The organism is Paraburkholderia sp. J41, assembly GCF_905220235.1.
Classification (GTDB): Bacteria; Pseudomonadota; Gammaproteobacteria; order Burkholderiales; family Burkholderiaceae; genus Paraburkholderia.
The window spans coordinates 273,584-299,155 of the sequence record NZ_CAJMZE010000001.1; the positions used below are offsets into that span (position 1 = coordinate 273,584).

The 25,572-nt window shown below is 66.1% G+C and carries 23 protein-coding genes; 10 read left to right on the plus strand and 13 right to left on the minus strand.

Annotation, left to right across the window (positions count from 1 at the left end; genetic code table 11):
• The first annotated feature begins 8 nt into the window (after window positions 1-8).
• Together U5805_RS01210 and U5805_RS01215 are read left to right on the plus strand one after the other, a co-directional pair.
• Window positions 9-1,211: an NAD-dependent formate dehydrogenase gene (locus U5805_RS01210; RefSeq protein ID WP_322101735.1), complete on the plus strand. Its 1,203-nt coding sequence runs from the start codon at window positions 9-11 to the stop codon at window positions 1,209-1,211.
• A 5-nt stretch (window positions 1,212-1,216) separates the two neighbouring features.
• Complete coding sequence (locus U5805_RS01215) at window positions 1,217-1,729, plus strand: HPP family protein (RefSeq protein WP_322101596.1); 513 nt, start codon at window positions 1,217-1,219, stop codon at window positions 1,727-1,729.
• 518 nt (window positions 1,730-2,247) lie between these two features.
• On the opposite strand, the gene U5805_RS01220 is transcribed toward U5805_RS01215, so the two are convergent.
• From U5805_RS01220 to tkt, 3 genes are read right to left on the minus strand one after another with little or no spacing between them, the layout of a single operon-like run.
• The gene (locus U5805_RS01220; RefSeq protein ID WP_322101597.1) at window positions 2,248-2,502 is read right to left on the minus strand and encodes a hypothetical protein; all 255 of its coding nucleotides are present in this window, start codon (window positions 2,500-2,502) and stop codon (window positions 2,248-2,250) included.
• Between the two features lie 24 nt (window positions 2,503-2,526).
• The gene (locus tag U5805_RS01225; RefSeq protein ID WP_322101598.1) at window positions 2,527-2,910 is read right to left on the minus strand and encodes a DUF3175 domain-containing protein; all 384 of its coding nucleotides are present in this window, start codon (window positions 2,908-2,910) and stop codon (window positions 2,527-2,529) included.
• A gap of 1 nt (window position 2,911) precedes the next feature.
• Window positions 2,912-5,017 (minus strand): transketolase, encoded by a 2,106-nt coding sequence (gene tkt, locus U5805_RS01230; RefSeq protein ID WP_322101599.1) that lies wholly within the window; start codon window positions 5,015-5,017, stop codon window positions 2,912-2,914.
• Between the two features lie 353 nt (window positions 5,018-5,370).
• On the opposite strand from tkt, the gene U5805_RS01235 reads away from it, so the two are divergent.
• The 3 genes from U5805_RS01235 to U5805_RS01245 all read left to right on the plus strand — a co-directional run bounded on the left by U5805_RS01235 (window position 5,371) and on the right by U5805_RS01245 (window position 6,575).
• Entirely contained in the window at window positions 5,371-5,673 is a 303-nt protein-coding gene (locus U5805_RS01235; protein WP_322101600.1) for a hypothetical protein, read from the plus strand.
• Between the two features lie 82 nt (window positions 5,674-5,755).
• Entirely contained in the window at window positions 5,756-6,094 is a 339-nt protein-coding gene (locus tag U5805_RS01240; protein WP_322101601.1) for a hypothetical protein, read from the plus strand.
• 184 nt (window positions 6,095-6,278) lie between these two features.
• Complete coding sequence (locus U5805_RS01245) at window positions 6,279-6,575, plus strand: hypothetical protein (protein ID WP_322101602.1); 297 nt, start codon at window positions 6,279-6,281, stop codon at window positions 6,573-6,575.
• A 56-nt stretch (window positions 6,576-6,631) separates the two neighbouring features.
• Here U5805_RS01245 and U5805_RS01250 read toward each other — a convergent pair whose 3' ends face one another.
• Together U5805_RS01250 and U5805_RS01255 are read right to left on the minus strand one after the other, a co-directional pair.
• Window positions 6,632-7,588: a zinc-binding alcohol dehydrogenase family protein gene (locus U5805_RS01250; protein ID WP_322101603.1), complete on the minus strand. Its 957-nt coding sequence runs from the start codon at window positions 7,586-7,588 to the stop codon at window positions 6,632-6,634.
• Window positions 7,585-7,860, minus strand: a complete 276-nt coding sequence (locus tag U5805_RS01255; protein ID WP_322101604.1) for a hypothetical protein — start codon at window positions 7,858-7,860, stop codon at window positions 7,585-7,587. Before U5805_RS01255 ends, U5805_RS01250 begins: the two co-directional genes overlap by 4 nt.
• A 94-nt stretch (window positions 7,861-7,954) precedes the next feature.
• Between U5805_RS01255 and U5805_RS01260 the strand changes: the two genes are divergently transcribed.
• Window positions 7,955-8,755: a helix-turn-helix transcriptional regulator gene (locus U5805_RS01260; protein WP_322101605.1), complete on the plus strand. Its 801-nt coding sequence runs from the start codon at window positions 7,955-7,957 to the stop codon at window positions 8,753-8,755.
• A gap of 115 nt (window positions 8,756-8,870) precedes the next feature.
• On the opposite strand, the gene U5805_RS01265 is transcribed toward U5805_RS01260, so the two are convergent.
• Entirely contained in the window at window positions 8,871-9,770 is a 900-nt protein-coding gene (locus tag U5805_RS01265) for an alpha/beta hydrolase (RefSeq protein WP_322101606.1), read from the minus strand.
• A 281-nt stretch (window positions 9,771-10,051) separates the two neighbouring features.
• On the opposite strand from U5805_RS01265, the gene U5805_RS01270 reads away from it, so the two are divergent.
• A complete protein-coding gene (locus tag U5805_RS01270; RefSeq protein WP_322101607.1) occupies window positions 10,052-11,461 on the plus strand; it encodes a sugar porter family MFS transporter in 1,410 nt (469 codons plus the stop codon).
• A gap of 147 nt (window positions 11,462-11,608) precedes the next feature.
• Here U5805_RS01270 and U5805_RS01275 read toward each other — a convergent pair whose 3' ends face one another.
• The 4 genes from U5805_RS01275 to U5805_RS01290 form a co-directional block, all read right to left on the minus strand.
• Window positions 11,609-12,742: a hybrid sensor histidine kinase/response regulator gene (locus tag U5805_RS01275; protein WP_322101608.1), complete on the minus strand. Its 1,134-nt coding sequence runs from the start codon at window positions 12,740-12,742 to the stop codon at window positions 11,609-11,611.
• Window positions 12,743-12,746: 4 nt separating this feature from the next.
• Window positions 12,747-13,421 (minus strand): chemotaxis protein CheB, encoded by a 675-nt coding sequence (locus tag U5805_RS01280; RefSeq protein ID WP_322101609.1) that lies wholly within the window; start codon window positions 13,419-13,421, stop codon window positions 12,747-12,749.
• 7 nt (window positions 13,422-13,428) lie between these two features.
• Complete coding sequence (locus U5805_RS01285) at window positions 13,429-14,241, minus strand: CheR family methyltransferase (protein ID WP_322101736.1); 813 nt, start codon at window positions 14,239-14,241, stop codon at window positions 13,429-13,431.
• A 177-nt stretch (window positions 14,242-14,418) separates the two neighbouring features.
• Window positions 14,419-17,976 (minus strand): response regulator, encoded by a 3,558-nt coding sequence (locus tag U5805_RS01290; protein WP_322101610.1) that lies wholly within the window; start codon window positions 17,974-17,976, stop codon window positions 14,419-14,421.
• Between the two features lie 313 nt (window positions 17,977-18,289).
• Between U5805_RS01290 and U5805_RS01295 the strand changes: the two genes are divergently transcribed.
• On the plus strand, window positions 18,290-18,556 hold the full coding sequence (locus tag U5805_RS01295) for a hypothetical protein (protein ID WP_322101611.1): 267 nt from the start codon (window positions 18,290-18,292) through the stop codon (window positions 18,554-18,556).
• Window positions 18,557-18,573: 17 nt separating this feature from the next.
• Here the strand turns inward: U5805_RS01295 and prpR are convergent, their stop codons facing one another.
• Window positions 18,574-20,736 carry a propionate catabolism operon regulatory protein PrpR gene (prpR, locus tag U5805_RS01300; RefSeq protein ID WP_322101612.1) on the minus strand — a complete coding sequence of 721 codons (2,163 nt, stop codon included), beginning with the start codon at window positions 20,734-20,736 and terminating at the stop codon, window positions 18,574-18,576.
• A gap of 178 nt (window positions 20,737-20,914) precedes the next feature.
• On the opposite strand from prpR, the gene U5805_RS01305 reads away from it, so the two are divergent.
• A complete protein-coding gene (locus tag U5805_RS01305; RefSeq protein WP_322101613.1) occupies window positions 20,915-21,799 on the plus strand; it encodes an oxaloacetate decarboxylase in 885 nt (294 codons plus the stop codon).
• Between the two features lie 109 nt (window positions 21,800-21,908).
• Entirely contained in the window at window positions 21,909-23,870 is a 1,962-nt protein-coding gene (locus U5805_RS01310) for a potassium transporter Kup (protein WP_322101614.1), read from the plus strand.
• A 41-nt stretch (window positions 23,871-23,911) separates the two neighbouring features.
• Here the strand turns inward: U5805_RS01310 and U5805_RS01315 are convergent, their stop codons facing one another.
• Together U5805_RS01315 and U5805_RS01320 are read right to left on the minus strand one after the other, a co-directional pair.
• Entirely contained in the window at window positions 23,912-24,784 is an 873-nt protein-coding gene (locus tag U5805_RS01315; protein WP_322101615.1) for a hypothetical protein, read from the minus strand.
• Window positions 24,777-25,559, minus strand: a complete 783-nt coding sequence (locus U5805_RS01320) for a hypothetical protein (protein ID WP_322101616.1) — start codon at window positions 25,557-25,559, stop codon at window positions 24,777-24,779. Before U5805_RS01320 ends, U5805_RS01315 begins: the two co-directional genes overlap by 8 nt.
• Between the last annotated feature and the right edge of the window lie 13 nt (window positions 25,560-25,572).

Sequence of the window (25,572 nt, forward strand, 5' to 3'; positions counted from 1 at the left end):
CAGATATCGTGGCAAAAATTGTTTGTGTGCTGTACGACGATCCGGTCAACGGTATGCCGAAGGAGTATGCCCGTGACAGTCTTCCGGAAATCACGCGCTATCCCGACGGGCAAACGACGCCGACGCCCAAGGCAATCGACTTCACGCCGGGCCATTTGCTGGGCTGTGTCTCGGGCGAACTGGGTCTTCGCAAATATCTGGAGTCGAATGATCATCAGTTGGTGGTGACCTCCAGCAAGGACGGCGCTGACAGCGTCCTCGACCGCGAACTGCACGATGCCGAGATCGTGATTTCTCAACCGTTCTGGCCGGCCTACATGACGGCGGAGCGCATCGCGAAAGCGCCCAAGCTCAAGATGATCGTCACGGCCGGGATCGGCTCGGACCATACCGACCTTCAGGCCGCGATGGACCGCGGCATCACCGTGGCGGAAGTGACGTATTGCAATAGCAACAGCGTCGCCGAGCATGTCGTGATGACCACGCTCGCGCTCGTGCGCAACTACATTCCGTCGCACAACATCGCGAACGAAGGCGGCTGGAACATTGCCGACTGCGTCGAGCGTTCGTATGACGTCGAGGGCATGCACGTCGGGACGGTCGCCGCCGGCCGGATCGGCTTGCGCGTGTTGCGCCTGCTCAAACCGTTCGATATGAAGCTGCACTACATGGATCGTCACCGTCTGCCCGATTCGGTGGAAAAGGAGCTCAATCTCACGTACCACGCGACGCTCGAAAGCCTGACTCGAGTGTGCGACGTGGTCACGTTGAACTGCCCGTTGCACCCGGAGACGGAGCACATGATCAACGCGGCGACGTTGAAGAATTTCAAGCGCGGCGCCTACCTGATCAATACCGCTCGCGGCAAACTGTGCGATCGCGACGCCATCGTGGATGCACTCGAGAGCGGCCAACTGGCAGGTTACGGCGGCGACGTCTGGTTCCCTCAGCCCGCACCGGCCGATCACCCGTGGCGCAGCATGCCGCATCAGGGGATGACGCCTCACATCTCGGGCACCAGCCTCTCGGCGCAGGCACGCTACGCGGCAGGAACGCGTGAGATTCTCGAATGCTACTTCGAAGGCCGCCCGATTCGCGATGAATACTTGATCGTTCAGGGCGGCAAGCTCGCCGGCGTGGGCGCGCACTCCTATAGTGCCGGCAACGCGACGAAGGGATCGGAAGAAGCTGCCCGCTTCAGGAAGGCCTGACGTTCATGACGACCCCGACCGCCGCTTCCTCCAGCGTCACCGGGGCCCCGACCAGGCGCGCTCATGCCCGCAGCATCTTGCTTGCCGGCGTGGGCGCGTTCGTCGGATTGGCTTTCGTGGGGCTATTGGCACAAGAGACTTCCGAGCCCTGGATCCTTGGTTCATTCGGAGCGACTTGCGTGCTGCTGTTCGGCTTTCCTTCCAGCCCGTTTTCACAATCGCGAAATATCATTGGCGGCCACGTCCTGACGTCGTTGACGGGTTTGCTATGCCTGCAACTCTTCGGCCCCGGGTATATACCCATGGCCGTTGCCGCAGCGTCCGCATTGATGCTGATGATGTTGACGCGAACGGTACACCCGCCAGCAGGCAGCAATCCGGTCATCATATTCGCGGCGCAGCCGGCCTGGTCGTTTCTGGCATTGCCGACGATGTTTGGGGCGGTCGCACTGGTAGCGATCGGCTGGCTTTACTGGGCGATCGTGAAACGCGGAACGTGGCCCCATCGGGCCAAGTGACGTACCTCGACACAGGTCTTGCTTTAAGCGCATATTCTTTTGAGGCAGGGTCCGCTCTACGGACTCTGCAAACTTTGAATACGAGACCAGCCTGCATAGACCTGCACGAGCGTCGCGTGGCGCAAACCGCTTCAGAACGCAATTGCCGGATCGTTGCTTGAGCGCCGCCATCGGCGGCAACCCGCCAAGCTGTAGACAATTTACCGGGTCCTTCGTAGAACGTCTGTAAGGGCTGAGGTGCTGTCTCCGAAATGACCGCATTACTCAGTAACCTGTCGTTGAATTGGGAACAGCACGACCGTCGGCATTGGGTCGCTACCAGAAGTTCCCAGAGAGCAGCGATGTACTTGCTCTGCCGCCTCAGCGCCAATCTTTCGGCACCCGGCCGGGTGTCCGCCGCGTTGTGGCACATTTATCGTAGCAAAGGTGTCGCTTTTATTGCGGACTACGGAAGGCGCTTCAAGCCGCGCCTTCAACGCACGTCAAGCGCGCCCATCAAGTGCGCCACCAGTGCGCAGCTACTTTGCCGTGGCGCCGCTCGCGGGCGGCGCGCGCGAAATATCGTCGTCGTTGGTCGCGCGCTTGTGCGGCTTCTTCACGGGCATGTGGTCGGGGTTCGTCGCGCTCGCGGCGCCCGACGCCACCTCGGGCGTTTTCGCCATCGGCGTGACCGGCTGCGGCGCGATGGTTTGCGCATGCGCCTTCAGCGCGCCCGCGCCGGCGAATGCCGCCACCAGCGCGGCGGCCATGTGCTTCGTCATCCTGAACTTCATGATGGTCTCCCTGATTCCGGCCATTCAAGGCTTGCGGCCGAACGCTTCGCGCAGCTTGCCCTTCGCGCGCACGAGCGTGTCGCGGCGCGACTTCGGCAAATTGCGGCCGGCGCGGTTGATGTAAAAGTTGAGCATCGACATCGCCGACTGATACGGCGTGCCCTTGCGCCGCCGGCTATGCTCCGACGACGCTTTCAGCGACTTCGCGATGTCCTCCGCGCTGCCGCTCTTGAACACGCCCGATTCGATGTCCATGGCGTCGCTCGACTCGGTAACGTGCTTCGACCAGCGTCGGGTCGTGCGCTTTTTCGCGGCGGCCGGCTGCTTTGCCGCGCTCGCATGCGCATGACGCTGGCGCGCGGGGCGGCCGCCCTTGCGGCGCGTGGAAGAATGGGCTGCCGTGCTCATGTCACTCTCCGCTGGGCGCTTTGGCGTTCTTGCCGCGCGCGATCTGCTTTTTCGCTTCTTCCACCACGCGCTCGGGCGTGAAGCCGAATTTCGTGCGCAGCTTCTGCAACGGTGCCGAAGCGCCGAACGTATGCATCACGATCTGCGCGCCGAGGCGGCCCACGTAGCGGTCCCAGCCGAGCGTGGCGGCTTGCTCCACGGCCACGCGCGCGTGTACGTCGGGCGGCAGCACCGAATCCTTGTAGGCGTCGTCCTGTTTCTCGAAGAGATCCCACGAAGGCATGGAGACCACGCGCGCCGCAATGCCCTCGCTCTTGAGCGTTTCGTACGCGGCAATGCAGAGCGAGACTTCGCTGCCGGTGGCGAGCAGCAGCACTTCGGGCTGCTTGCCCTCGGGTGCGTCGGCGAGCACGTACGCGCCACGGCGCACGCCCTCGGCGCTCGCGTACTTCTTGCGGTCGAGCGTAGGCAGCGGCTGGCGCGTGACCACCATGCACGAAGGTTCGCGCGGGCGCGTCATGACCACGCGCCACGCTTCGGCCACTTCGTTGGCGTCGGCGGGGCGCAGCGTGGTGAGGCCGGGCACGCCGCGCAGCGAGGCGAGCTGCTCGATCGGCTGGTGCGTCGGGCCGTCCTCGCCCACGCCGATCGAGTCGTGCGTGAACACGAACACCACGGGAATCTCCATGATCGCGGCAAGGCGGATCGGCGGCTTCATGTAGTCGCTGAAAATCAGGAACGTCGATGCGAACGGCCGCAGGCCCGAGAGCGCGAGGCCGTTCGCGACCGCGCCCATGCCGTGCTCGCGAATGCCGAAGTGCAGATTCGCGCCGCTGTAATGGTCTTTTTCGAAACTCGTCGCGCCTTCGAACTTGAGATTGGTTTTCGTCGATGGCGAAAGATCGGCCGCGCCGCCGATCATCCACGGCACGTGCTTCGCAATGGCGTTCTCCACCTTGCCCGACGATTCGCGCGTGGCGATGCCTTTTTCGTCGGGCTCGAACGCCGGTATTTCGGAATCCCAACCATCGGGCAGCTCGCCGTTGAGCAACTGGCGCAGTTCGGCGGCTTCCTGCGGATAGCGCTTCGCATAGTCGTCCATGCGCTGCCGCCATGCCGCGTGCTCCTCCTTGCCGCGCGCGCCCATGCCTTGCGCGAAGTGCTCGCGCACGCCTTCGGGCACGAGGAAATGCGCGTCTTCGGGCCAGCCATACGTGCGCTTGGCGAGCTTCACTTCTTCCTCGCCGAGCGCTTCGCCGTGCGCGGCCGCCGTGTCCTGCTTGTGGGGCGCGCCCCAGCCGATGATGCTTTTCACGACGATGAGCGTGGGCCGGTCGGTCACGGCCTGGGCCTTTTCGATGGCGGCTTCGATCGCCTTCGTGTCGTTGGCGTCGTCGACATGCAGCGTGTTCCAGTGGTAGCCCTTGAAGCGCGCTTCCACGTCGTCGCTATAGGCGAGGTCGGTGTGGCCTTCGATGGTGATGCGATTGCTGTCGTAGATCCAGATGAGATTGGACAGGCCGAGATGACCCGCGAGCGAAGCCGCTTCGTGCGAGACGCCTTCCATCATGTCGCCGTCGCCGCAAAGTGCATACACGCGGTAGTCGAACAGTTGCGCGTCGGGTTTGTTGTAGCGCGCGGCGAGCCAGCGTTCGGCCATCGCCATGCCCACGCTGTTGCCCAGGCCTTGGCCGAGCGGGCCGGTGGTGGTTTCCACGCCGCTGGTCATGCGGTATTCGGGGTGGCCGGGCGTCACGCTGTCGATCTGGCGGAACTGCTTGATGTCGTCGATCGACACGGCGGGCTTGCCGGTGCGTTGGCCTTTCGCATCGACGGCTTGCACGCCCGAGAGATGCAGCAGCGAATACAGCAGCATGGAGGCATGGCCGACCGAGAGCACGAAGCGGTCGCGATTGGGCCACTGCGGCGCTTCGGGGTCGAAGCGCAGGTGATATTGCCAAAGCTGGTAAGCGACCGGCGCCAGCGCCATGGGCGTGCCGGGATGGCCGGAATTGGCCTTTTGCACGGCATCCATCGACAAGGTGCGGATCGTGTTGATGGTGAGCAGGTCGAGATCGGCGGAAGACTTCGGGGCGGTGTTGGACATGAGCGGCGACTCCTCGGGCGGCGGGGCGCTGCGACGCGAACAGGGCGCAGCGGGCAAGTCATCGAGTGAGCAAATGCGATGCCGTGCGCTTTCGGCGGCTTACGTCGGTTTATGCGTTGACGTTCGCGCTACGTTCGCGCACTTGCGTTCATGTTCACGATTGGCGTTTGCTGCGCGAGCGTTTGCGGCGGCGCGTCACGGCGGGGTCGCGCAGGCTGGCGCGGCGCGGCCCCAAGCGGCCCCAAGCGACCGCCCGCGCTCGCAAGGAACGCGCTATGCGTGACCTGAAGCAGGCAGGCGCTCGCACGGAATCGGGAGCCCGTGTGTGCGCCCCAGCGCAGGAGGTAATCGAAATGAAACCCGCAACACGCTACCAGGTGAATGTTTGCGGCGGCGACTTCCGCCACGTTCGCGAAATGTTTCGCGAGTGGAAGAACGAGCCGCTCATTTACCGCAAGGACCACAAGATGTTTGAGGGACGGGACGAAGTGCGCCCGCTGGAAAGGCGCGAATTCGACAACACGGAGCAGGCGCGCAAGGCGTTGCAGGCCGCATGCAGCCCGCACGATCCCTATGCGCTTGCGGCCGAAGTGAGCAACGGCGAGCGCGACATGTGGATCGTCATGGCCGCATACCGCGAATGGGAGGGCGACTGAGCCTTGCGCTCGCATGCCGCCCCATCGAATTTACAAAGCCGAAGCGCGGATTTTCAACGCGGCGCGCGCAAGGGAGGGTCATATGAAGCCTCGCACCCACATTTGCAGAACGATGCGCGGGAAGATTCGCACGGCGCGTCCGGTATCGGCGTTTGCCGCCGCCGCATTGGCATGCGCGCTCGCCTGCGCCGGCTGCAAGCGCGAGAACGAGGGCGAACGTCCGCAAACGATGAATCCCGCGAGCAGCCAGGTCATGAGCAACAGCGCGGGCATGAGCGGCACGCCGGGCCAAAGCGATGCGGCGCAGCGCGCCCAGGCGTCGTCGCCCGCGGCTTCCGCGCCCGATGCGGCCAGCCCGGCATCGGCGGTCGAATCCACGCCGCCGCAAGCGCAGGTCGCGCCCGCAAGCGGCTCGAACTAGGGACCATGCGGCTTCGGGCTGAAGCTGGACAAAAGCGCGACGCCGGAGCGGTCCACATCGTGCCCGATCCATCATGCCGATCGTTCGAACCGGTCCGAGCAGGCGGCGCGCGGTCAAGCGCAGTCAAGCACAGTCACGCGCATTCACGGACATTCACGCACATTCACGCAAGGAGGACTACGCCATGGGACTTTCCACGCAGAATCCCCGCCCCGACGAAGCCGACGCAAGCGGCGACGAACTCAACGCGGCGAACCCGCAGCCGGGCAAGGAGCAGCACGACGAAGGCAGCAAGCCAGCGCGCGGCGCGCCGGGCAGTTTCGATCAACCCGAGCCGCATCCCGAAGTGATGCCGCGCGAAGGCGGCCCGCATCCCGAGCAGTCGGCCGAGGTGCCGCTTGGGGATCATGGCGAATCGGCGCCGCCGGGTTCGCGCGGGCACAACGCGGCGCCCGTCACGCCGGGGAAGAAACCGGGCTGACGCGCGCGGCATAGCTCGTAGCGCGCCCGGCGCTTGGCGTTATCACACGTCCGGTTTCACGCCATCGTGAACACGGTGCGCGCGCGCGAATCGCCGGCATTCCAGTGTTCGGCGATATCGGCGAGCGGCACGGCGCGCGTTTCGATATGCAGCTTCGCGGGCACCGCCGCATGCAGCACTTCGCGCACGGCGTTCAGGAGGCGCGGCATCGGCACGCTGCCGATGCCGCTGCCCAGCAGCGCAATCGCCGAAGCGCGCAACACCGCGCCCGGCAACTGGATTTGCGCGCCGCCGATCGAGCCGATCTGCACGAACCGCAGCGCATACGCCTCGGGCAGCGTTTGCGCCGCCGTCGTGAGCAGCGTTTGCGCGCTTGGCCCCCACAGATAATCGAGCACGACGTCGACGCCATCGCGCAGAGGCTTTTCCAGCGCCTCGGCGAGCGACGCGGCGTCCTGATCGAGCGAGATCGCCACATCGGCGCCCGCGGCTTCCAGCGCCGCGAGCGTGGCGGCATGGCGGCCTGTGGCGATCACCTTCGCGGCGCCCAGATGCTTCGCGATCTGCACCGCGAGAAACCCCGACGCGCCCGTTGCGCCGTTCACCAGCACGGTTTCGCCCGCCTTGAAGCGCGCGCGCTCGGTGAGCGCCGCCCACGACGACATGCCCGGAATGGCGATGGCGGCCGCCGTGCGCGCGTCGAGCGCCTCGGGCAGCGCGACGCACTGCGCCTCGGCCACGGGCACGCGGGCCGCGAGGCCGCCGAACGGCGGCTCGGGCGCGAAGAAGTACACGCGCGAACCGTCGGCGCGGCGGCCCACGCCGTCCACGCCGGCCACGAACGGAAACACGCCCGTCGACGAATAGTGCGCGCCGGATGCGCGTCCGCGCGTCACATGGCTGAGCGCGCTGGCTTCCATCTCGACGACGGCGAAACCCGGCGCGGCGACGGGATCGGCGAAATCGGCATAAACGGGCGCCGCACCCGCTTGCGTGACGACGGCCGCCTTCATGCGCGCACCTCGCGGGCGTTGCGTTGCGCTTCGATCCACGCGCGCAGCGCGGGATGGCGAACGTCGAGCACGTCGAAGAGGCCGAGCGCGTCGAGCGCGGGCAATGCGTCGGCGATATCGGCGGCGGCCGCGGCGCGGTCCGCGTCGCTCGCGCCGGCGTCGCACCAGACGCGCGCGTTGACGAGAAACGCGCCCACGGTGCCTTTGCGGATCGTGACGCCGTGGCGCTGCGCCTCGTTGATGGAATCGGGAAGAAGGTGTTCGGCTCGCATGGTTGCCTCGTTGTCGTCGGTCGATGCAGGCAGTCTACGCAGGCGCGCGTGCCCAGTCTCCGGTATAAAGGTCAATCCATACCGCTTTCCGGCCATGACCACTCCGCTGATACGCCCCGATCTCGTGCTGGCCGCCGACGGCCCCTCGGCGCCGTTTCTCGCCGCCGGCGAACTGACGCAGCGCGAAGCGCGCACGACCGCGCCGCACAGTCACGCGCGCGGGCAATTGATGGGCGCGCTGAGCGGGCTGGTTTCGGTGGGCGTGAACCGGCAGCAGTGGGTCGTGCCGGCCATCTACGCGATCTGGATGCCGCCGCATTGCGAGCATTCGTTGCGCTCGCACGGACCCTTTGCGGGCTGGAGCGTGTTTATCGCCGAGTCGCGTTGCGCGGCGCTGCCCCGCGAGCCGCGCGCGATCCGCACCACGCCGCTGTTGCGCGAAGCGGTACACCGCGCCGCCGCGTGGCCGGGCACGGCGCTCGACGCCGCGCAAACGCGTATCGCCGAGGTCATTCTCGACGAGGTGGCGGCCGCGCCCGCCGAGCCGCTCGGTTTGCCGAGCCCGGAGGAACCGCGTCTGCGCAAGGTGACGGATGCGCTGATCGGCGATCTTGCGGATTCGCGGCGGCTCGAGGAATGGGCCGAGTGGGCCGGGCTCTCGCCGCGCACGCTGAGCCGGCGCTTTCTCGCGGAAACGGGGCTGACGTTCGCGCAGTGGCGTCAGCAGGCGCGCGTGCTGCGCGCGCTCGAACGCGTGGCCGAAGGCGTGAGCGTGACCACGATCGCGCTGGAGCTGGGCTACGACAACGTGAGCGCGTTCATCGACATGTTCAAGCGCGCGACGGGCACCACTCCCGGCCGCCACGCGGCGGCGGAGAAGGCCGCGAGTTCGTGACGCGTTGCCTCGCGCGTTTCGTGGAGGGTGACGGGAGCGCGCCGCGGACCCAATCGCAAGACACGCCGCGCGACGCACCGCAAGACGTGCCGCCACGTGCCGCAAGACGTGCCGCTTACGGCGCCAGCATCCACGCGGTGATCGCATGCACGACCTCGCTTTCGATGCCGTTATAGCCGTGATGCGCGAACGCTTCGCACGCGTCGCCCTGCGATACGCCGCCGGAAACGATCATCAATTTCGTGCGCGGCGACTGCGTGAATTTCGCCATCAGCGCGTTGGTGTCGGCGACGGGGCAGAGCTTGCACGCATCGTCCTCGTGATGCACGACGAGCGCGGGAATCTTGATGGCGCCCAGATCGAGGTCGGGCACGGGCTTGTCGGTGTAATTGGCGCGGCCTTCGCGCAGGATCGTGGAAGTGAGCACGATGCCGTCGGGGCTGCCGCCGCTCGCGGCCAGCGCGACCGCAATCGCCGCGACCGACTGTGTGCCGCGGCTCGTGCCGATCAACCACACCGGCGCTTGTTGCAGCGCAGGTTGCGCGCGCAACCATGCGATCACGGCGCGCGCGTCGGCGGCGTGCTCGGGCGTTTCGCGAAAGCCGCCGAGGTAGGGCGGCGTCAGCCGGTCGCTGGGCGCATCGACGATTGCCACGGCCACGCCGTCGTCGACGAACGCTTGCCGCGCGCGCACGAGAAAGTTGTTTCTGCCCCAGCCGAACGCGCCGTTCGCCGCGATCCGCAAACCGCCGTGGCCGCCCGCGTAGAGCACGGCCACGGCTTTGGGCGCGGCGGGCGCGATCAGCAGAAAGCGCTGCGTGACGCCCGCGCGCGTGGGAATGTCGACGACGCGCGGCGCTTCCTGCGCGAAGGCCGTCGACGCGGCCGTCAACGCGACGATGAGCGACGCGAGTGTCACGAAGGCCGCGAAGGCCGCGAAGGCCGCGAAGGCAAGCGGCACCCGGAGCGCAAGTCGCGCGAAGCCGGCGAACGGAACGTCGAGTCGGGAGGTCATGATCGGTCGGCGCGAATGGGTCGAGAGGTTGCGCACGCATCGGGGCGCGCGCACCGCGAACGCGGCGGCACGTCGAGCACGGCAGACCTTTCATCTTACGCGAGCGCCGTAATCCTGCGGCACGTCGATTGCTTGGTACGCGATGCCGCTCCCTTCACGCGAAGCCGACGCCTCGCATTCAAGCGCCCCGCGCGAAGGCCGCGCGGCATTCGCGTGAGGCGTTTCGCGTATCCATCCGGTCGCGACCTCGACGCAATCCGAATTTGCGCAGGAGTTTCGACATGGGTACTTACGTCTCTCACACACATAAGCCTCACGGTCTGCACGGCAGCACGCGCGCGCGCGTATGGATGACGTGCGCGATGGGCGCGCTCGCGGGCTTGCTGTTCGGTCTCGACATCGGCGTGATCGCGGGCGCGCTGCCCTTCATCGCCAAGGACTTCCAGGTGAGCGACCGCATGCAGGAATGGATCGTCAGCTCGATGATGGTGGGCGCGGCCATCGGTGCGCTGGCCGCGGGCGGTCTGTCGTTCTGGCTCGGCCGCAAGTATTCGCTGCTGCTGGGCGCGGCGTTGTTCATCGTCGGGTCGCTGTTGTGCGCGAGCGCGCCGAACGCCGGATTCCTGATCGCCGCGCGGCTCGTGCTGGGCGTCGCCGTGGGCGTGGCCACTTTCACGGCGCCGCTTTATCTCTCCGAAATCGCGCCGGGACAGGTGCGCGGCGCGATGGTCTCCGCGTATCAGTTGATGATTACCGTGGGCATTCTCGTGGCGTTTCTCTCCGATACGGCGTTTTCCTCGGCGGGCGCGTGGCGCTGGATGCTGGGCGTGGTCGCGATTCCGGCCGGCATTTTCCTGCTCGGCGTGATCGCGCTGCCCAACAGCCCGCGCTGGCTCATGATGAAAGGCCGCAACGACGAAGCGCGCAAGGTGCTCAACAGCCTGCGCCCCGAAACCGCCGTGGTCGAGCAGGAAATGAAGGACATCTCGCGCCAGCTCGAAGTGAAGGAGCAAGGCTTTTCCCTGCTGCGCACCAACCGCGATTTCCGCCGCTCGCTCGCGCTCGGCATTGGCTTGCAGATCGTGCAGCAGCTTACCGGCATCAACGTGGTGATGTATTACGCGCCGCGCATTTTCGGGCTTGCCGGGTATAGCGGCCACGCGGCGCAGCTTTGGGGCACGGTGATCGTGGGCGTGGTGAACGTGGTGGCGACGTTTATCGCCATCGGTCTCGTCGATCGCTGGGGCCGCCGCCCGATCCTGCTCACGGGCTTCGGCGTGATGACGGTGGGCATGGGCGCGCTGGGCTGGCTGCTGCATCTGGGTATCGGCACGCATACGCAACAGATCGTGGCCGTGGCGATGCTGCTGATCTTTATCGCCGGCTTTGCGATGTCGGCGGGACCGATGATCTGGATTCTGTGCTCCGAAATCCAGCCGATCAAGGGACGCGACTTCGGCATTGCGGCATCGACGTTCACGAACTGGATCGCCAACACGGTCGTGGGCGCGACCTTCCTGACGATGCTCAACACGCTCGGCCACGCGCAGACGTTCTGGTTCTATGCGGTGCTCAACGCGCTGTTCATCGCGTTCACGTTCTTCCTCGTGCCGGAGACGCGCGGCGTGCCGCTGGAGAAGATCGAGGAAAATCTGCTGGCGGGCAAGCCGCTGCGCGAGATCGGGCGCTAGGCCGGCGCAATGAATGCGCGGAATGCGTGGGATGAGCGGGCGCAATGCCCGCTTTTCCCTCGCTTTATCCGCTTCGCTTAACGCTGTACTCAAACCCTGCGCTTCGCGCGGGCGCTCGCTGCCCGAACCTCGCGCCGCGTGCGAGGCTCACCGCCCGAGCGAACTCACCACCTCGTTTCTTCCCACGCCCGCGCGCGGCAACCGTATGGTGAACGCCGTGCCGTCGCGCTCGTTGGACGTCACGCTCACCTCGCCGCCGTGCGAACGCGCGATCAGCCGCACGATGTGCAGGCCCAGCCCCAGGCCCGAGCCTTGATGCCCCGCGCGCGTGGCGGCGCTGTAGGCGTCGAACAGAAGCGGCACGACCTCGGCGGCGATCGCGCCGCGATTCGACACGCTGATGAGCGCTTCCGAAGCCGACTCGCCGCGCACGCGCACATGCACGGGCGTGCCCGCCTCGCCGTGCGTGAGCGCGTTGCTCACGAGGTTCGAAATGGCCTGCGCGATCAGGTCGGCGTCCCAGTAGCCGGTCACGTCGCCGCTGCGCTCTAGCGTGACGCGCCCTTCCGCGTGCCGCGCCGCGAATTCGTCTATCACGCTCTGGCTCAGCGCGTCGAGCTGCACCGTCGTGCGGCGCAACGGCAGCCGCCCGCCTTGCAGGCGCGCGAGATTGAGCAACTGCTCCACCATGCGCGTCATGCGGCGCCCGCAATTCTCGATGCGGCGGCCCACGGTCACGATCTTTTCGTCGGTGGACGCGCGCATCAGATATTCCGCCGACACCATCACGGCCGAAAGCGGCGTGCGCAAGTCGTGGCTCAGCACCGCCATCAGCATTTCGTTCGCTTCGAGCATCTGGCGCGTGGCCGCGAGCTGTTCCGCGAGCTGGCGCTTCTGCATTTCGAGCTGCACGAAAATGCCGACTTTCGATTGCACGATGCGCGGCTCGATCGGCTTGTAGAGGAAGTCGACCGCGCCTGCTTCGTAGCCCTGGAAGGTGCGGATCGCGTCCTGCGAAGTGGCCGTGAGGAAGATGATGGGCACGTGCGAGGTGCGCGGGCTGCCGCGAATCAGCGAGGCCAGCTCGAAGCCGCTCATGCCCGGCATGTTGACGTCGAGCACGGCCACGGCGACTTCGTGTTCGAGCAGCAGTTCGAGCGCTTCCACGCCCGAGCGCGCGAGCAGCAGCCGCACTTCCGGCTTCGCGAGCAAGGCCGAGAGCGCCGTGAGGTTGTGTTCGATGTCGTCGACGATCAGAACATTGACGGTGGGCTGTGTCATGCGGTCAATCCCGGTCATACCTGTCATTCGTTGTCAGCCTCGGCCACGCGGCAAGGCGCGCGGCGAGGGAGGAGGGCGTCAGCGTTTCGTCCACGGCGCCCGCGGCGATGGCCGCTTCCGGCATTTGCGGCGCGACAGCGGTGCCGGGCGCCTGCGCCCACGTGGTGCCGCCCGCCGCGCGGATGGCGGCGAGGCCGCGCGTGCCGTCGTCGTTCGCGCCCGAGAGCAGCACGCCGAGCAGGCGCGGCCCGTAGACGGCGGCCGCCGATTCCATCAGCACGTCGATGGAGGGCCGCGAATAGCGCACCGGCGCCTCAATGGAAAGCGCCACGGTGGCGCCGGCGTCCACGAGCATGTGGTAGTCGGGCGGCGCGACATAGGCGCGCCCGCCCATGATGGGCTCGCCCGCGTCGGGCTCGCTCACGGGCAGCGCGCAGCGGCTGCCGAGCGCCTGCACGAGAAAGCTGGGCGAGGACGGCGGCAAATGCATGACGATGAGCAGCGCGGCGTCGAACGCGGCCGGCACCGCGGGCAGGATTTGCCCGAGCACTTCCACGCCGCCCGCCGATGCGCCGATCACCACGCAGTCGAACGGCCCGCGCGCGCGCCGTCCCGCGCCGCGCACGGCGCGCAGCGCGTCCGGCGAGACGGATGGGGGTCGAAGAGGCGTGTCGCGCATGGTCCCGTCAGCGTTTCTGATAGATGCGCTCGGCCGCGCAGAATTCGTCGAACGCTTCGTGGCGCTTCGAAAAGCGCAGGTTTTCCTTGCTGCCGAGGCCGAGAAAGCCGCGCCGCACGAGCGCGTGCTCGAACAGCCCGATCGCGCGGTCCTGCAACGGCCGGTCGAAATAGATCAGCACGTTGCGGCACGAGACCAGATGCGCTTCGAGAAACACTTCGTCGGTGGCGAGGCTGTGGTCGGCGAACACCACGCGCTCCTTCAGCGAGCTGGAGATGCGGCCGCTGCCGTAGGCCGCGTGATAGTAGTCGGAAAGCGTCCGCTTGCCGCCCGCGGCCAGGTAGTTCTGGCTGAAGCCCGCGAAGCGGTCGACCGGATAAATGCCCGACTCCGCGCGCTCCAGCGCTTCCGGGCTGATGTCGGTGGCGTAGAACAGCGTGCGCTCCGCGAGCCCTTCCTCTTCGAACAGGATCTTGAGCGACCACAGTTCCTCGCCCGTGCTGCATCCGGCCACCCACACCTTGAGCGACGGATAGGTTTGCAGCACGGGCAGCACGTTGCGGCGCAGCGCGAGGAAGTAGTCCGGGTCGCGGAACATGTCGCTCACCTGGATCGTCATGTAGCTGAACAGGCGCGAAAAGTCGTCGGTGCTGCGCAGCACGCGGTCCTGCAACTGGCTCAACGTCGCCACGCCGAAGTCCTGGCGCGCCTGTTCGAGGCGGCGGCGCAGCGAGGGCAGCGAGTAGTGCCGGAAGTCGTGCTGATACTTCAGGTAGATCGCTTCGAGCAGGAGCCGCAGCTCGATGTCGAAATCGCTCATCGTCCGGCGCGAGGCGAGCGCGGGCGTCGCGGGCGTCGCGGGCGAATCCGCCGCGAGGCCCGAAGCCGCGTTCGAGGCCGGATTTGAAGCGGGATTTGAAGCAGGATTCGGCGTATCGGTCATGAATCGCTTTCCGTTCTCAATGCCGTTCGCAATGACGCAGGCAGGCGGCGCGGCTCATTTGCGCAGCCAGACGCGGCACAGCGAGACGAGCTTGTCCACGTCGATGGGCTTGGACACGTAGTCGTCGGCGCCCGCTTCGAGGCAGCGCATGCGGTCGTCGGCCATCGCCTTCGCGGTGAGCGCGATCACGGGCAGGCGCTCGAAACGCGCGTCCTGGCGCAGCGCGCGCATCGCGGCGATGCCGTCCATCTCCGGCATCATCACGTCCATCAGCACGAGGTCGACCTTGGGCGTGACGTTGAGCAGATCGAGCGCCTCGCGGCCGTTGCGCGCGATCAGCAGCTTCGCGCCGAGCGGCTCGATCACATGCGAGAGCGCGAAGATGTTGCGCACGTCGTCCTCGGCGAGCAGCACGGTCTTGCCTTCGAACGTGTCGTCGCGCTGGCGCACGGCGCGCAGCATGCGCTGCTGCTCCGGCGCGAGCTGCGCTTCCACGCTGTGCAGGAACAGCGTCACTTCGTCGAGCAGGCGTTCGGGCGAGCGCGCGCCCTTGATGATGATCGACTTCGAATAGCGGCGCAGGCGTTGTTCGTCGTCGTCGGACAGCATGCGGCCCGTGTAGACGATCACGGGCAAGGGCGCCACGCCCGCTTCGCCCGCGAGCGTTTCGAGCAGATCGTAGCCCGTGCCGTCGGGCAGCGTGAGGTCGGTCACGATGCAGTCGAAGGCGCCTTGCGCGATTTGCGCGTGCGCGTCGGCGAGCGTGCCCACGGCAACGATCTCCACGCCGTCGCCCACCAGCAGCGCGCGAATGCTTTCGCGCATCGCCTGGTCGTCCTCGATCACGAGCACGCGCTTCACGCGCTGTTCGAGCCGCGATTCGAGGCGGCGAATCGCGGCTTCGAGCGTGCTGCGCGCCGTGGGCTTGAGCGTATAGCCGATCGCGCCGAGATGCAGCGCCTTGTCGGCGTGATCCGTGGCCGAGACGATGTGTACCGGAATATGGCGCGTGGCCGGGTCGTTCTTGAGCCATTCGAGCACGGAAAGGCCCGAGCGGTCGGGCAGGCCCACGTCGAGCAGCACGGCCACGGGCGCGGCCTCCTTCACGAGCGCGAAGCCGCTCGCGGCGTCGGTGGCGTGCAGGAAGTCGAAGTTCAGCTCGCGCACGAGGTCGCGCAGGATGGCGGCGAAGTGCAGGTCGTCCTCCACCACCAGAATCGCGCGATTGCCGTGCGTGCGGCTGTCGCGGTCGTCGTCGAGCGCCGGTTCGCGCAGCTCCTGCGCGAGCGCATTGGCGGGCGTGTTCGCGGGCGTATCGAGCAGCGCGGCGGCCGGCGTTTTTCCCGGCGGCGCGTCGCGTGTGGCCGGCGTGTCCGTGAACAGCCTGGGCTGTGCCGCCATGTGCGCGGCCACGCGCGCCGGCATCTGCGCGGCGGCGTTCTGCGCTTCGTTGCTGGCGGCCGCTTCGGTGCTGTCGAGCGGCAGCCAGAGCGTGAACACGCTGCCCGCGCCCACTTCGCTCGCCACGCCGATACGCCCGCCGAGCAGGCGCGAAAGCTCGCGCGAGATCGACAGGCCAAGACCGCTGCCGCCGTATTGACGGCTCGTCGAGCCGTCGGCTTGCTGGAACGCTTCGAAGATCATTTCCAGCTTGTCGGCCGCGATGCCGATGCCGGTGTCGCGCACGTCGAAGCGCAGCATGTTCGCGTCCACCGGCGAGATGGAGAGCGCGACTTCGCCTTCGGACGTGAACTTGAGCGCGTTCGACATGAGATTGCGCAGGATTTGCAGCACGCGCTGGCCGTCGGTCACGAGCGTGTCCGCCACGCCGGGCAGGCGGTCGATCGCGAGCGCGACGTGCTTTTCGCGCGCGAGCGGCGCGAAGGTGTCGCGCAGCGAATGCGTGATGTCGTCGAGCTTGACGGTTTCGAGCACCAGTTGCACCTGGCCCGCCTCGACCTTGGAAAGATCGAGAATGTCGTTGATGAGCGCGAGCAGATCCGTGTTCGACGCGTGGATCGTGGCCGCGTAGCGCACCTGTTCCTCGCTCAGGTTGCCCGTGCGGTTCTGTTGCAGCAGCTTCGCGAGGATCAGCGAACTGTTGAGCGGCGTGCGCAATTCGTGCGACATGTTCGCGAGGAACTCGGACTTGTAGCGGCTCGATTGCGCGAGACGCTCGGCGTTGCGCGTGAGTTCGTCCTGCGCGCGCATGAGTTCGCTCTTTTGCGTTTCCAGCCGGCGCGCGTATTCCTCGAGCTGCACGTTGGTCTGTTCGAGTTCGACCTGCTGCGCTTCGAGGCGCGCCTGCGAATCCATCAGCGCGCGGCCGCGTTCTTCCAGGCCTTCGTTCGCCACGCGCAGTTCTTCCTGCTGCACCTGCAATTCGTGGTTGAGCTGCTGCGATTCGCTGTACGACGCCTGGAGTTTCTCGCGCGCGACGGCGGCTTCGATGAGGTCGCCCATCGTCGTGGAAACGCGCGTGAGGAATTCGTTGTCGCGCGGCAGCAGTTCGCGCAGAAAGCCCAGCTCGACCACGCCGTTGACGCGGCCCGCGGTGTCGATGGGCGCGATCAGCAGCGAGGCGGGCGTGGCCGCGCCCAGCCCCGATTCGACCTTGAGGTAGCCCGCGGGCGCCTCGCGCAGTTCCATCACGCGGCGCGACGCGGCGGCCTGGCCGACCAGGGTTTCGCCGTCCTGCAACTCGGCAATGTCGTAGGCGCTTTGCGCGCCGAAGCCGAACGTGGCGATGCGGCGCAGCGCGCCCGCCTCGTGGTCGCGCACATAGAGCGTGGCCACGCTCGCGCTCAGATAGCCCGCGAGGCAGTCGAGCATGGAGCGGCCCACGTCGCCGAGCGCTTCGTGATTCATGCCGCTTTCGGCCACGAGGCGCTGGCCCGAGCGCAGCCACACCTGTTCGGCCAGCGCGTCCGATTTTTCGGCCTGGCCGCGCAGCGCTTCGTCGTAGGTGCGCGAGAGCGAGGTCATTTCGCGGCGGCCGAGCCACGCGAGCAGGCCGTTCACGATCACCGTGAGCGCGAGAAAAATGGCGACGGTGGCGATGGTGAGCTGGCGCGCGGCCGTGGTGCGTTCGAGGCGCAGGCGCGTTTCTTCGTCGAGGAAATCGGCGAATTCGGTGCGCACCGCGTTGGCGTTCGTCATGCTGCGGTCGACCTGCACCATGGCGAGCGTCATGTCGCGGTTGCGGCGGGCGACGATCGCCTCGTGCGCCAACGCGTCCCATTGGCCGACGATGGCGCGCACGCGCTTGAGCCGCTCCACTTGCGGCGGGTTGTCGGCCACGAGCGCGCTGAGGCTGTCGATCTGCGCGTCGAAGCGCGGCCGCCCGACTTCGTACTGCGCGAGCGTGCGTTCGTCGCCGTTCAGCAGAAAGCCGCGCAGGCTCGATTCGCGGTCGGCCTGCACGCGCATGAGTTCGTAGGCCTCGCCGATCACGCGCTCGGAATGCTCGGCCCAGTTCATCGTGGAGACGAGATAGGCGATCAGCGCGACGAAGGCCACGGCGGTAGCGAAGCCCGCCGCGAGCGGCAAGGCCACGTTGCGTTGAATGATGCGTTTGAAGCGTTCCTGGTCGATCGCGGTGAAAGCGGGCATTTTTTCCGAATTGGATCGTGTGATGGGCCGACAATCGGCAATGTCGACCGGTTTATCTGGGCGAAGCCGCGCTTTTAGTTGGCGATGGCGCGCTTTGCCGCTTATTTGCCGGTTTTTGCGGGCTAGATCGAAGCAAACGCAATCATACAAAAACGCGGCGCGTGCGCGAAGCGGTCATTGTGCGATGAAGCACGATCGGGCGCGGCCCGACCGCGCGCGGCGCACACCGCGTCGCGGGCGGCCGGGCACGGCGATTGCGGAAGGGCGTCGCAGCGATCCACGACGATCCGCCACACCATCAACCGGAACGACCATGTACACGACCAAGCCCTGCACCACGACGTGCGTCATCGACGGCGCGCCCGTGACCTTCACCTACTATCCCGACACCTGCGTGCTGCGCGTGTGCAATGCCGCCGGGCAATGCCTGCGCGAAGACCGTTGGGAAGCAAGCTGGGCGCAACTGCTCGCGACGATTCGCGAGATTGCCGTTGCCAGCGCCGAGGAAAACGCGGCGCAACCGGGCGCGCGCGAGCCGCAGGGCGCCAGCGCGAACGACCGCCAGGCGGTCGCGGCCTGACGCCGCGCCGCGCGCCTTCAGTCGTCTTTCATCATTCGCCAGAGCGTCGTGCGGCCGATGCCGAGCGCGCGGCTTGCCGCGGCCCGGTTGCCGCCATGCGCGGCGAGCGCGCGTTCGATGTCGGCGCGCGTGAGCGGCGCTGGCGCGTGAGGCGCGGGTTGCGCCTTGGCGGGCGGCGTTGCGGCGCCATGAACGGACGGCGTTGCGGACGGCGTTGCGCCGCCTTGGGCAAATTCGGGAAATAGCTCGGATAACGAAGGATCGGCGTTGCCGCCGCGCGAAGGATCGGCGTTGCCGCCGCGCGAAGGATCGGCGTTGCCGCCGCGGCGAGCGGCATCGGCGCCGTTATCGGCACCGGCGTTGGCATCGACTTCGGCATCGACTTCGGCATCGACTTCGGCATCGGCGGAAAGAAAGATCGCCGCGCGCGCCAGCAGATTTTCCAGTTCGCGCACGTTGCCGGGCCACGCATAGCGCGCGAGATGCGGCGCGAGCCGCGCGAGCACGCGCGCGATCGTACGCTCGTCCAGCGCGTAGCGGCCCGCCATGCGTTCGAGCAGGTGCCGCGCGAGCGCGGGCAGATCCTCGCGGCGCTCGCGCAGCGCGGGCAGCGGAATGGCCAGCAGATTGAGCCGGAAATAGAGGTCGGCGCGAAACGCACCGGCTTCGACCATCGCGCGCAAGTCGCGATGCGTGGCGGCGATCACGCGCACGTCCACGGGCGTGGCGCGGCTCGCGCCCAGCTTCATCACCTCGCGTTCCTGCAACACGCGCAGCAGACGGCTTTGCAGCGCGGGCGGCATTTCGCCGATTTCGTCGAGAAAAAGCGTGCCCGTATGCGCGTTTTCCACGAGCCCCGGCTTGCCGCCGCGCCGCGCGCCTGTGAACGCGCCTTCCTCGTGGCCGAACAGCTCGCTTTCGATCAGCCCTTCGGGCAGCGCCGCGCAGTTGAAGGCGACGAACGGATTGCCGCGCCGCCGGCTCGCGTTGTGGATGCCTTGCGCGACGAGTTCCTTGCCCGTGCCGCTTTCGCCCGTCAACAGCACGGTGGCGTCGTGCGCCGCGCTCATGGCCGCGAGCCGCCGCACGCGCGCCATCGCCGCCGAGGCGCCCACGAGGTCGTCGAGCGCATAGCGCGCCACGAGGTCGCGCGGGCGCTGCGTGGTGCGCAGCGAACGGTCGATGCGCTGTGCGACGAGCGCGTCCTGCACCGTGACCACGGTGCCCGAGCGCGCGCCTTGTTCGACGATGGGCACGCAGTTCACGATCAGCGAGCGCCCGCCGATCTGCTCGATGCGCTCCTCCGCAGCCGCTTCTTTCGCCACGCCTTCCGCCGTTCTTTCGCTTACCGCGCCGTGCGCCGCTTCGCGCAGCAGCGGCGCGAGCGCGCGTGCGAGTTGCGCGGGAATGTCGCGCGCGCGGTCGATGCCGAGCAAATCGAGCATGGCGGGATTGACGGCTTCGAGCTGGCCCGCCGCGTCGAACGCGGCCACGCCGTCGCGCAGATGCGCGACGATCGTGTTCAGGCGCACGCGCTTCGACTCCTTTTCGCGGCTCACGCGCGCGAGTTCCACCGAGCGCTCGAAGGCCTCGTGTACCGCGCCCATCGAGTAGAGAAATACGCTCTCGAGCCCCGCCGCACGCGCGAGATCGCAGGCCATGCCCGGCCCGATGATGACGCGGCAGCCCTCGTTCGCGAGCGCGGCGACGGCGGCGCGCACTTCGTCCACGGAACGGTAGGCGCGTTGCGTGAGCCGCAGGTTGAGCCACGCGCCCAGATCGGCGAGTTCGTGCGAGACGCTGTCGTGCAGGATCAGGCCGATGGGCACGCCGGGCCAGGTGGCGTTGGCATGCGTGATGGCCGCGAGCACGTCGAAGCCGTTCACCTTGACCATGACCACCGGCACGCTCAGGTTCTCGCGCAGGTACGCGCCGTTCGACCCGGCGGCGAGCACGACGTCGACGGCGCCCGCCTCGATGGACGGCTGCAATGCCGCCACGGCGTCGCCGTAACCCTCGCGCACGTAGAAGAAGCGCGCGCGGTCGGCGTAGCGCGGCGCGACGGTTTCGCAGAGCGCGCGCAACTGGCTGATGCTCACCAGCGCGATGCTCGGGCGGCCGGCGGCGGGTGAGGCGCCGGAAAGCGGCGTGGCAAGCCAGGGTGAGGAAAGCGGCGGCACGGTCGAAACCTCGGAACGGTCGGGACGTTGAAACGTTTCGTGAAACGCTCCGGCGATTTTGCCATGAAACGCTGTTTCGCATTAAACGCTTGATTCGACTGAGTTTTGCCGATTGACGCAACGATGGCATGGATCGTGCAAATACGTTCCATATCCCCAAACTTCACTGGAGCCTTTCATGACCACTTCCACCGCCGCCCGCCGCAGCGCGTTTCGCGCCAAGGTTGCCGAACGCCGCGGCCTGCTCGTGCCGGGCGCCTTCAATGCAATGAGCGCGCGCGTGATCGAGGACGCCGGCTTCGAGGCGCTGTACCTCACGGGCGCGGGCGTCACCAATATGTCGTTCGGCATGCCCGATCTGGGCTTCATCGGCCTTTCGGACGTCGCCGAACACACGGCGCGCGTGCGCGACGCCGTTGCGCTGCCGCTGATCGTCGACGCCGACACCGGCTTCGGCAACGCGCTCAACGTGCGCCACACCGTGCGCACGCTGGAGCGCAGCGGCGCCGACGCCATCCAGTTCGAGGATCAGGTGATGCCGAAAAAATGCGGCCACTTCACGAACAAGGAAGTGATCGGCCAGAGCGAAATGGTCGGCAAGATTCGCGCGGCCGTGGATGCGCGCGACGACGGCAATCTGCTCATCATGGCGCGCACCGACGCCGCCGCCGTGCACGGCATCGAGGACGCCATCGCGCGCGGCCACGCGTTCATCGAGGCGGGCGCCGACATTCTCTTTATCGAAGCGACCGAAAAACTGGAGGATATCGAGCGTTTGCCGAAGTTGATCGACGCGCCGCAGCTCATCAACATCGTGATCGGCGGAAAAACGCCGGTGCAGTCGCGCGAAACGCTCGCGGGCTATGGCTATGCGCTCGTGCTGTACGCGAATGCCGCGCTGCAAGGCGCGGTGGTGGGCATGCAGCGCGCGCTCGGCCAGTTGAGCGCGCAGGGCCGCCTCGACGAGGACGCGAATCTCGTCGCGCCGTTCGCGGAGCGTCAGCGCCTCGTGAACAAGCCGTTCTTCGACCAGCTCGACCGCGATTACGCAGCGAAGGACTGACGCGGGCGCAAGCGAGCGCCAAGGCGGCGCAAGCGTTCCGTAGCCCGACGGTACGCGGATTGCGCAACACGACGCTCTCGACGAAGCGTCGATCAAAGAGCGCGCGACCATGCTTCAGGACCGCCTTCCTTCGTCTGGCCGCGTGCGGCGCGGCCATGTCCACCGCCACGAAAAGGAGCATGCCGGGCCTGGGCCCGGCCCCGGCGCGCTCGTGCTCGGCTCGCTGGGCGTGGTGTTCGGCGACATCGGCACGAGCCCCATCTATGCGCTGCGCGAAGCGGTGCAAACGGCGCATTCCACGGCCCAGCCCATGGTGATGGGCGTGCTCTCGATGATCTTGTGGGCCGTGCTGATCGTGGTGGTGCTCAAGTACGCGTGCTTTGTCATGCGCGCCGACAATGAAGGCGAGGGCGGCATCGTCGCGCTCACCGCGCTCGTGCGCGCGGGCTACCAGCGCGCGGGACGGCACGCGCCGCCCGCGTTGCTGCTTGCCGGCCTCGTGGGCGCGGCCATGTTCTACGGCGACTCGATGATCACGCCCGCCATTTCCGTGCTCTCGGCCGTGGAAGGGCTCAAGGAAATCAGCCCGGCGTTCGACAAGGCGGTGTTGCCCGTCGCGCTCGTGATCCTGGTCGCGCTATTCGTGTTTCAGTCGCGCGGCACGGCCGTGGTGGGGCGCACCTTCGGGCCGGTCATGGCGCTGTGGTTCGTGAGCCTTGGCGCGGTGGGCGTCTATCACATCGCGCTGTATCCGGCGATTCTCGCCGCGGCTTCGCCCGTGTGGGCCGCGCGGCTCGCGCTCGCGCATCCGGCGCTCGCGTTCGGCGTGCTGGCCGCCGTGATTCTTGCGTTGACAGGCGCCGAGGCGCTTTACGCCGACATCGGCCACTTCGGCAAGCGCTCGATCCGCCTCGCGTTTTTCTGCGTGGTGCTGCCCGCCATCGTGCTCGGCTATTTCGGCCAGGCCGCGACGATCCTGTTCGATCCGCGGGGCGCGAGCCAGCCGTTCTTTCGCTCGGTCCCGCACTGGGCGCTCATTCCCGCTGTGGGCATTGCGATGCTGGCCACCGTCATCGCTTCGCAGGCCGTGATTTCCGGCGCGTTTTCGATGACGAGCCAGGCCATCGAACTCGGCTTTCTGCCGCGCATGCGCACGATCGAAACCTCGCGCGAGCGGCGTGGCCAGGTGTATGTGCCCGCCGTGAACGCGGGGTTGCTGGCGGCCGTGGTGTTTCTCGTGCTGTTCTTTCGCACCTCGGAGAAACTGACTTCGGCGTATGGGCTCGCGGTGGCGCTCACGATGCTGACCACCACGCTGCAAATGCTCGCCGTGTGCCGCCATGTGTGGGGCTGGTCGCGGCTTGCCACGGCGCTCGCGTGCGTGCCGCTGCTCGTGGTGGACGGCATGCTGCTGGCCGCGAACTTGCCGAAGATTCCGGCCGGCGGCTGGTTCCCGGTGTCGGTCGGGGCGCTGTTGTTCGTGACCATGAGCACGTGGCATCGCGGGCGGCAACTCGAGGCGCGTCATGCGCGCCATGGCCTGCCTGTGGACGCATTTCTCTACGACGTATGCAGCGCGCGCGAAGCGCCCGCCATGCGGCTCACGCGCGTGCCGGGCACGGCCGTGTACCCCGGCAGCGCGCCGGGCATGACGCCGGCCGCGCTCAAGAGCAACGTGCGCCACAATCATGTGCTGCACGAAACCGTGATCGTGTTCGCGAATGTTTCGGAGTCCGCACCGCAAGCCGACGACAAGACGCGCATCGAAACGCGCGACCTGGGCGCGGGCTGCTGGGAAGTGATCGCGCATCACGGCTTTGTCGAGCGGCCGAATTTGCCGCATCTGCTGGAGTCGTTGCAGGGCAAGCTGGGCGACTGGCAATTCGATCCCAAACGCACGACGTTTTATCTGCCGCGCGACGAAGTATTGCGCAGTCCCGCCGCGCGCGACGTGAGCGCGTGGCGTGCGCGGTTGTTCGCGTTCATGTCGTTTCACTCGGCTTCGAGCGCGGAGTATTACGGGTTGCAGCCCGAGCACGTGGTGGAGTTGGGCGTGCAAGTGGCGTTGTGAGGCAGGCCGTCGAATCGCGGCTTTGCCGCGGCGGCGCCCCTCTAACCGCCAAGCGCCATGCCGTTCCAGACGAAGCCGCGCTCGTCCTGGAGAGCGCACAGCCACATCCATTGACCCTCGATCATGGGACAAGGCGCGGTGCTTTGGTTGATCGACACCGTTCGGACGACGTCGAACTTGCGGCCTTTCTCGACCCGTAACACGTCGGTGGGGCCGTCCTTCGTCCAGCCTTCCCATATGCCCGTTTCGGGGCATATCGCGCCCGTGCATAGGTTCATGTAGCCGTATTTTTCGCGCTTGGACTCGCGTTCCTCGTCGCGTTTTTGTTTGCGCATTTCGGGTGTGAGATAGGGATACGCGCGCCGAATGTCGATTCTCCAGAATCCCGGCTTCCGGACTTCACGTTCATTGTCCGGATTATCAAAATAATATAATTCCACATCGACAGGAAATTCGGAACCAGAAATGTTTTCTGCCCGGTATCGGTATCTGTGTTCCTGCGTATTCGGTGGCAAGCCGGCGCCAATATCGTTCCCTTCGAAGCGCTTTCCTTCAGATCCAACCCAGTAACCAGATAAATTGAGCTGATTTTTAATTATATTTTGATCTATGTTCCGAACTGGAATATAAAAACCAAGACTAAATTCCAATGGAACAATTTTTACCTTTTCGCGATCTTCGGTATAGTCAAGTGGATCGTCCGTGGTCGTGATCGTTATATTGGCGGCTGGTATGGTATTGTTTTGATAATGATAGACGTTCCCAATTTGTTTGTAACGTTGATCGACAAAGGAGAGAGACCCGAGTTCGGGGTCGTTGCTTGAGAACGGAAACTCACCTCGCATTATCGTTATTGCGTGCCTCACGAGTAAAATCAGCGCGTGCTTTTGACCGTCTGCCGTGACATCATCCATTGCCGGTGACTCCGATCGTTCGGAGGGTTGATTCGTAACGGGGTGTGCATACGCCGGGATTGAGAACAGAAGCGCTATCACCATTCTCCCAATATTGGCGAACTGCGTCTTCGGTCGCATAAGCGTCTTCCTCGTGGTATTGGCTGTAATAACCAGGGTCGTAGGCCGCCATTTTTGCCACTTGCTCGGGCGACACCCCTCGTAGTTCTGATGCTTCCGATTGCGCTTCGCTCGCATCGACCTCAAGAAATGACCATTCCGGCTTGTTTCTCAGAGCGGCGATTTCCCACCAATACGCGAAGATAAATAGATGGTGGACGCCAGTCAAAACGCGATCATCGTTGGGAAAAGCCGTTTTTTTCGCGACCTCCCGAACGCTTGAGTGATACGCAAATTCTATAAATTTCTCCAGTTGGGAAAATTTCGAATAATCTGATTGGTGACTATAGTAGAGCGCGATCATCCAGAAATCTTGCTGACAATGGCGTGCCTCATGATAGATCGTCACGGCTAAATCCCGCAGCGCATCCTGGAAAACCAATTTCGCTATTTTCGCCTTGTAGGGATCATCCTTCACTTGTTCGATCGCTGCAAGTCGTTTGAATATTGCGTTAATTGCCTGCAATCGAACTCCCATGCTCCAGGACAAGCTATCGAACGAGGCAACGGTGGCATCCCCGCTCGCCGCCGCGGCCTCTACCGCCACATCCAATTTTATGGCAGGCATGGTGGTGGCCGGAATACCGAAGGCGCCGTCTCCCAATGCTTCGTACAAGGCGTTTTGGACG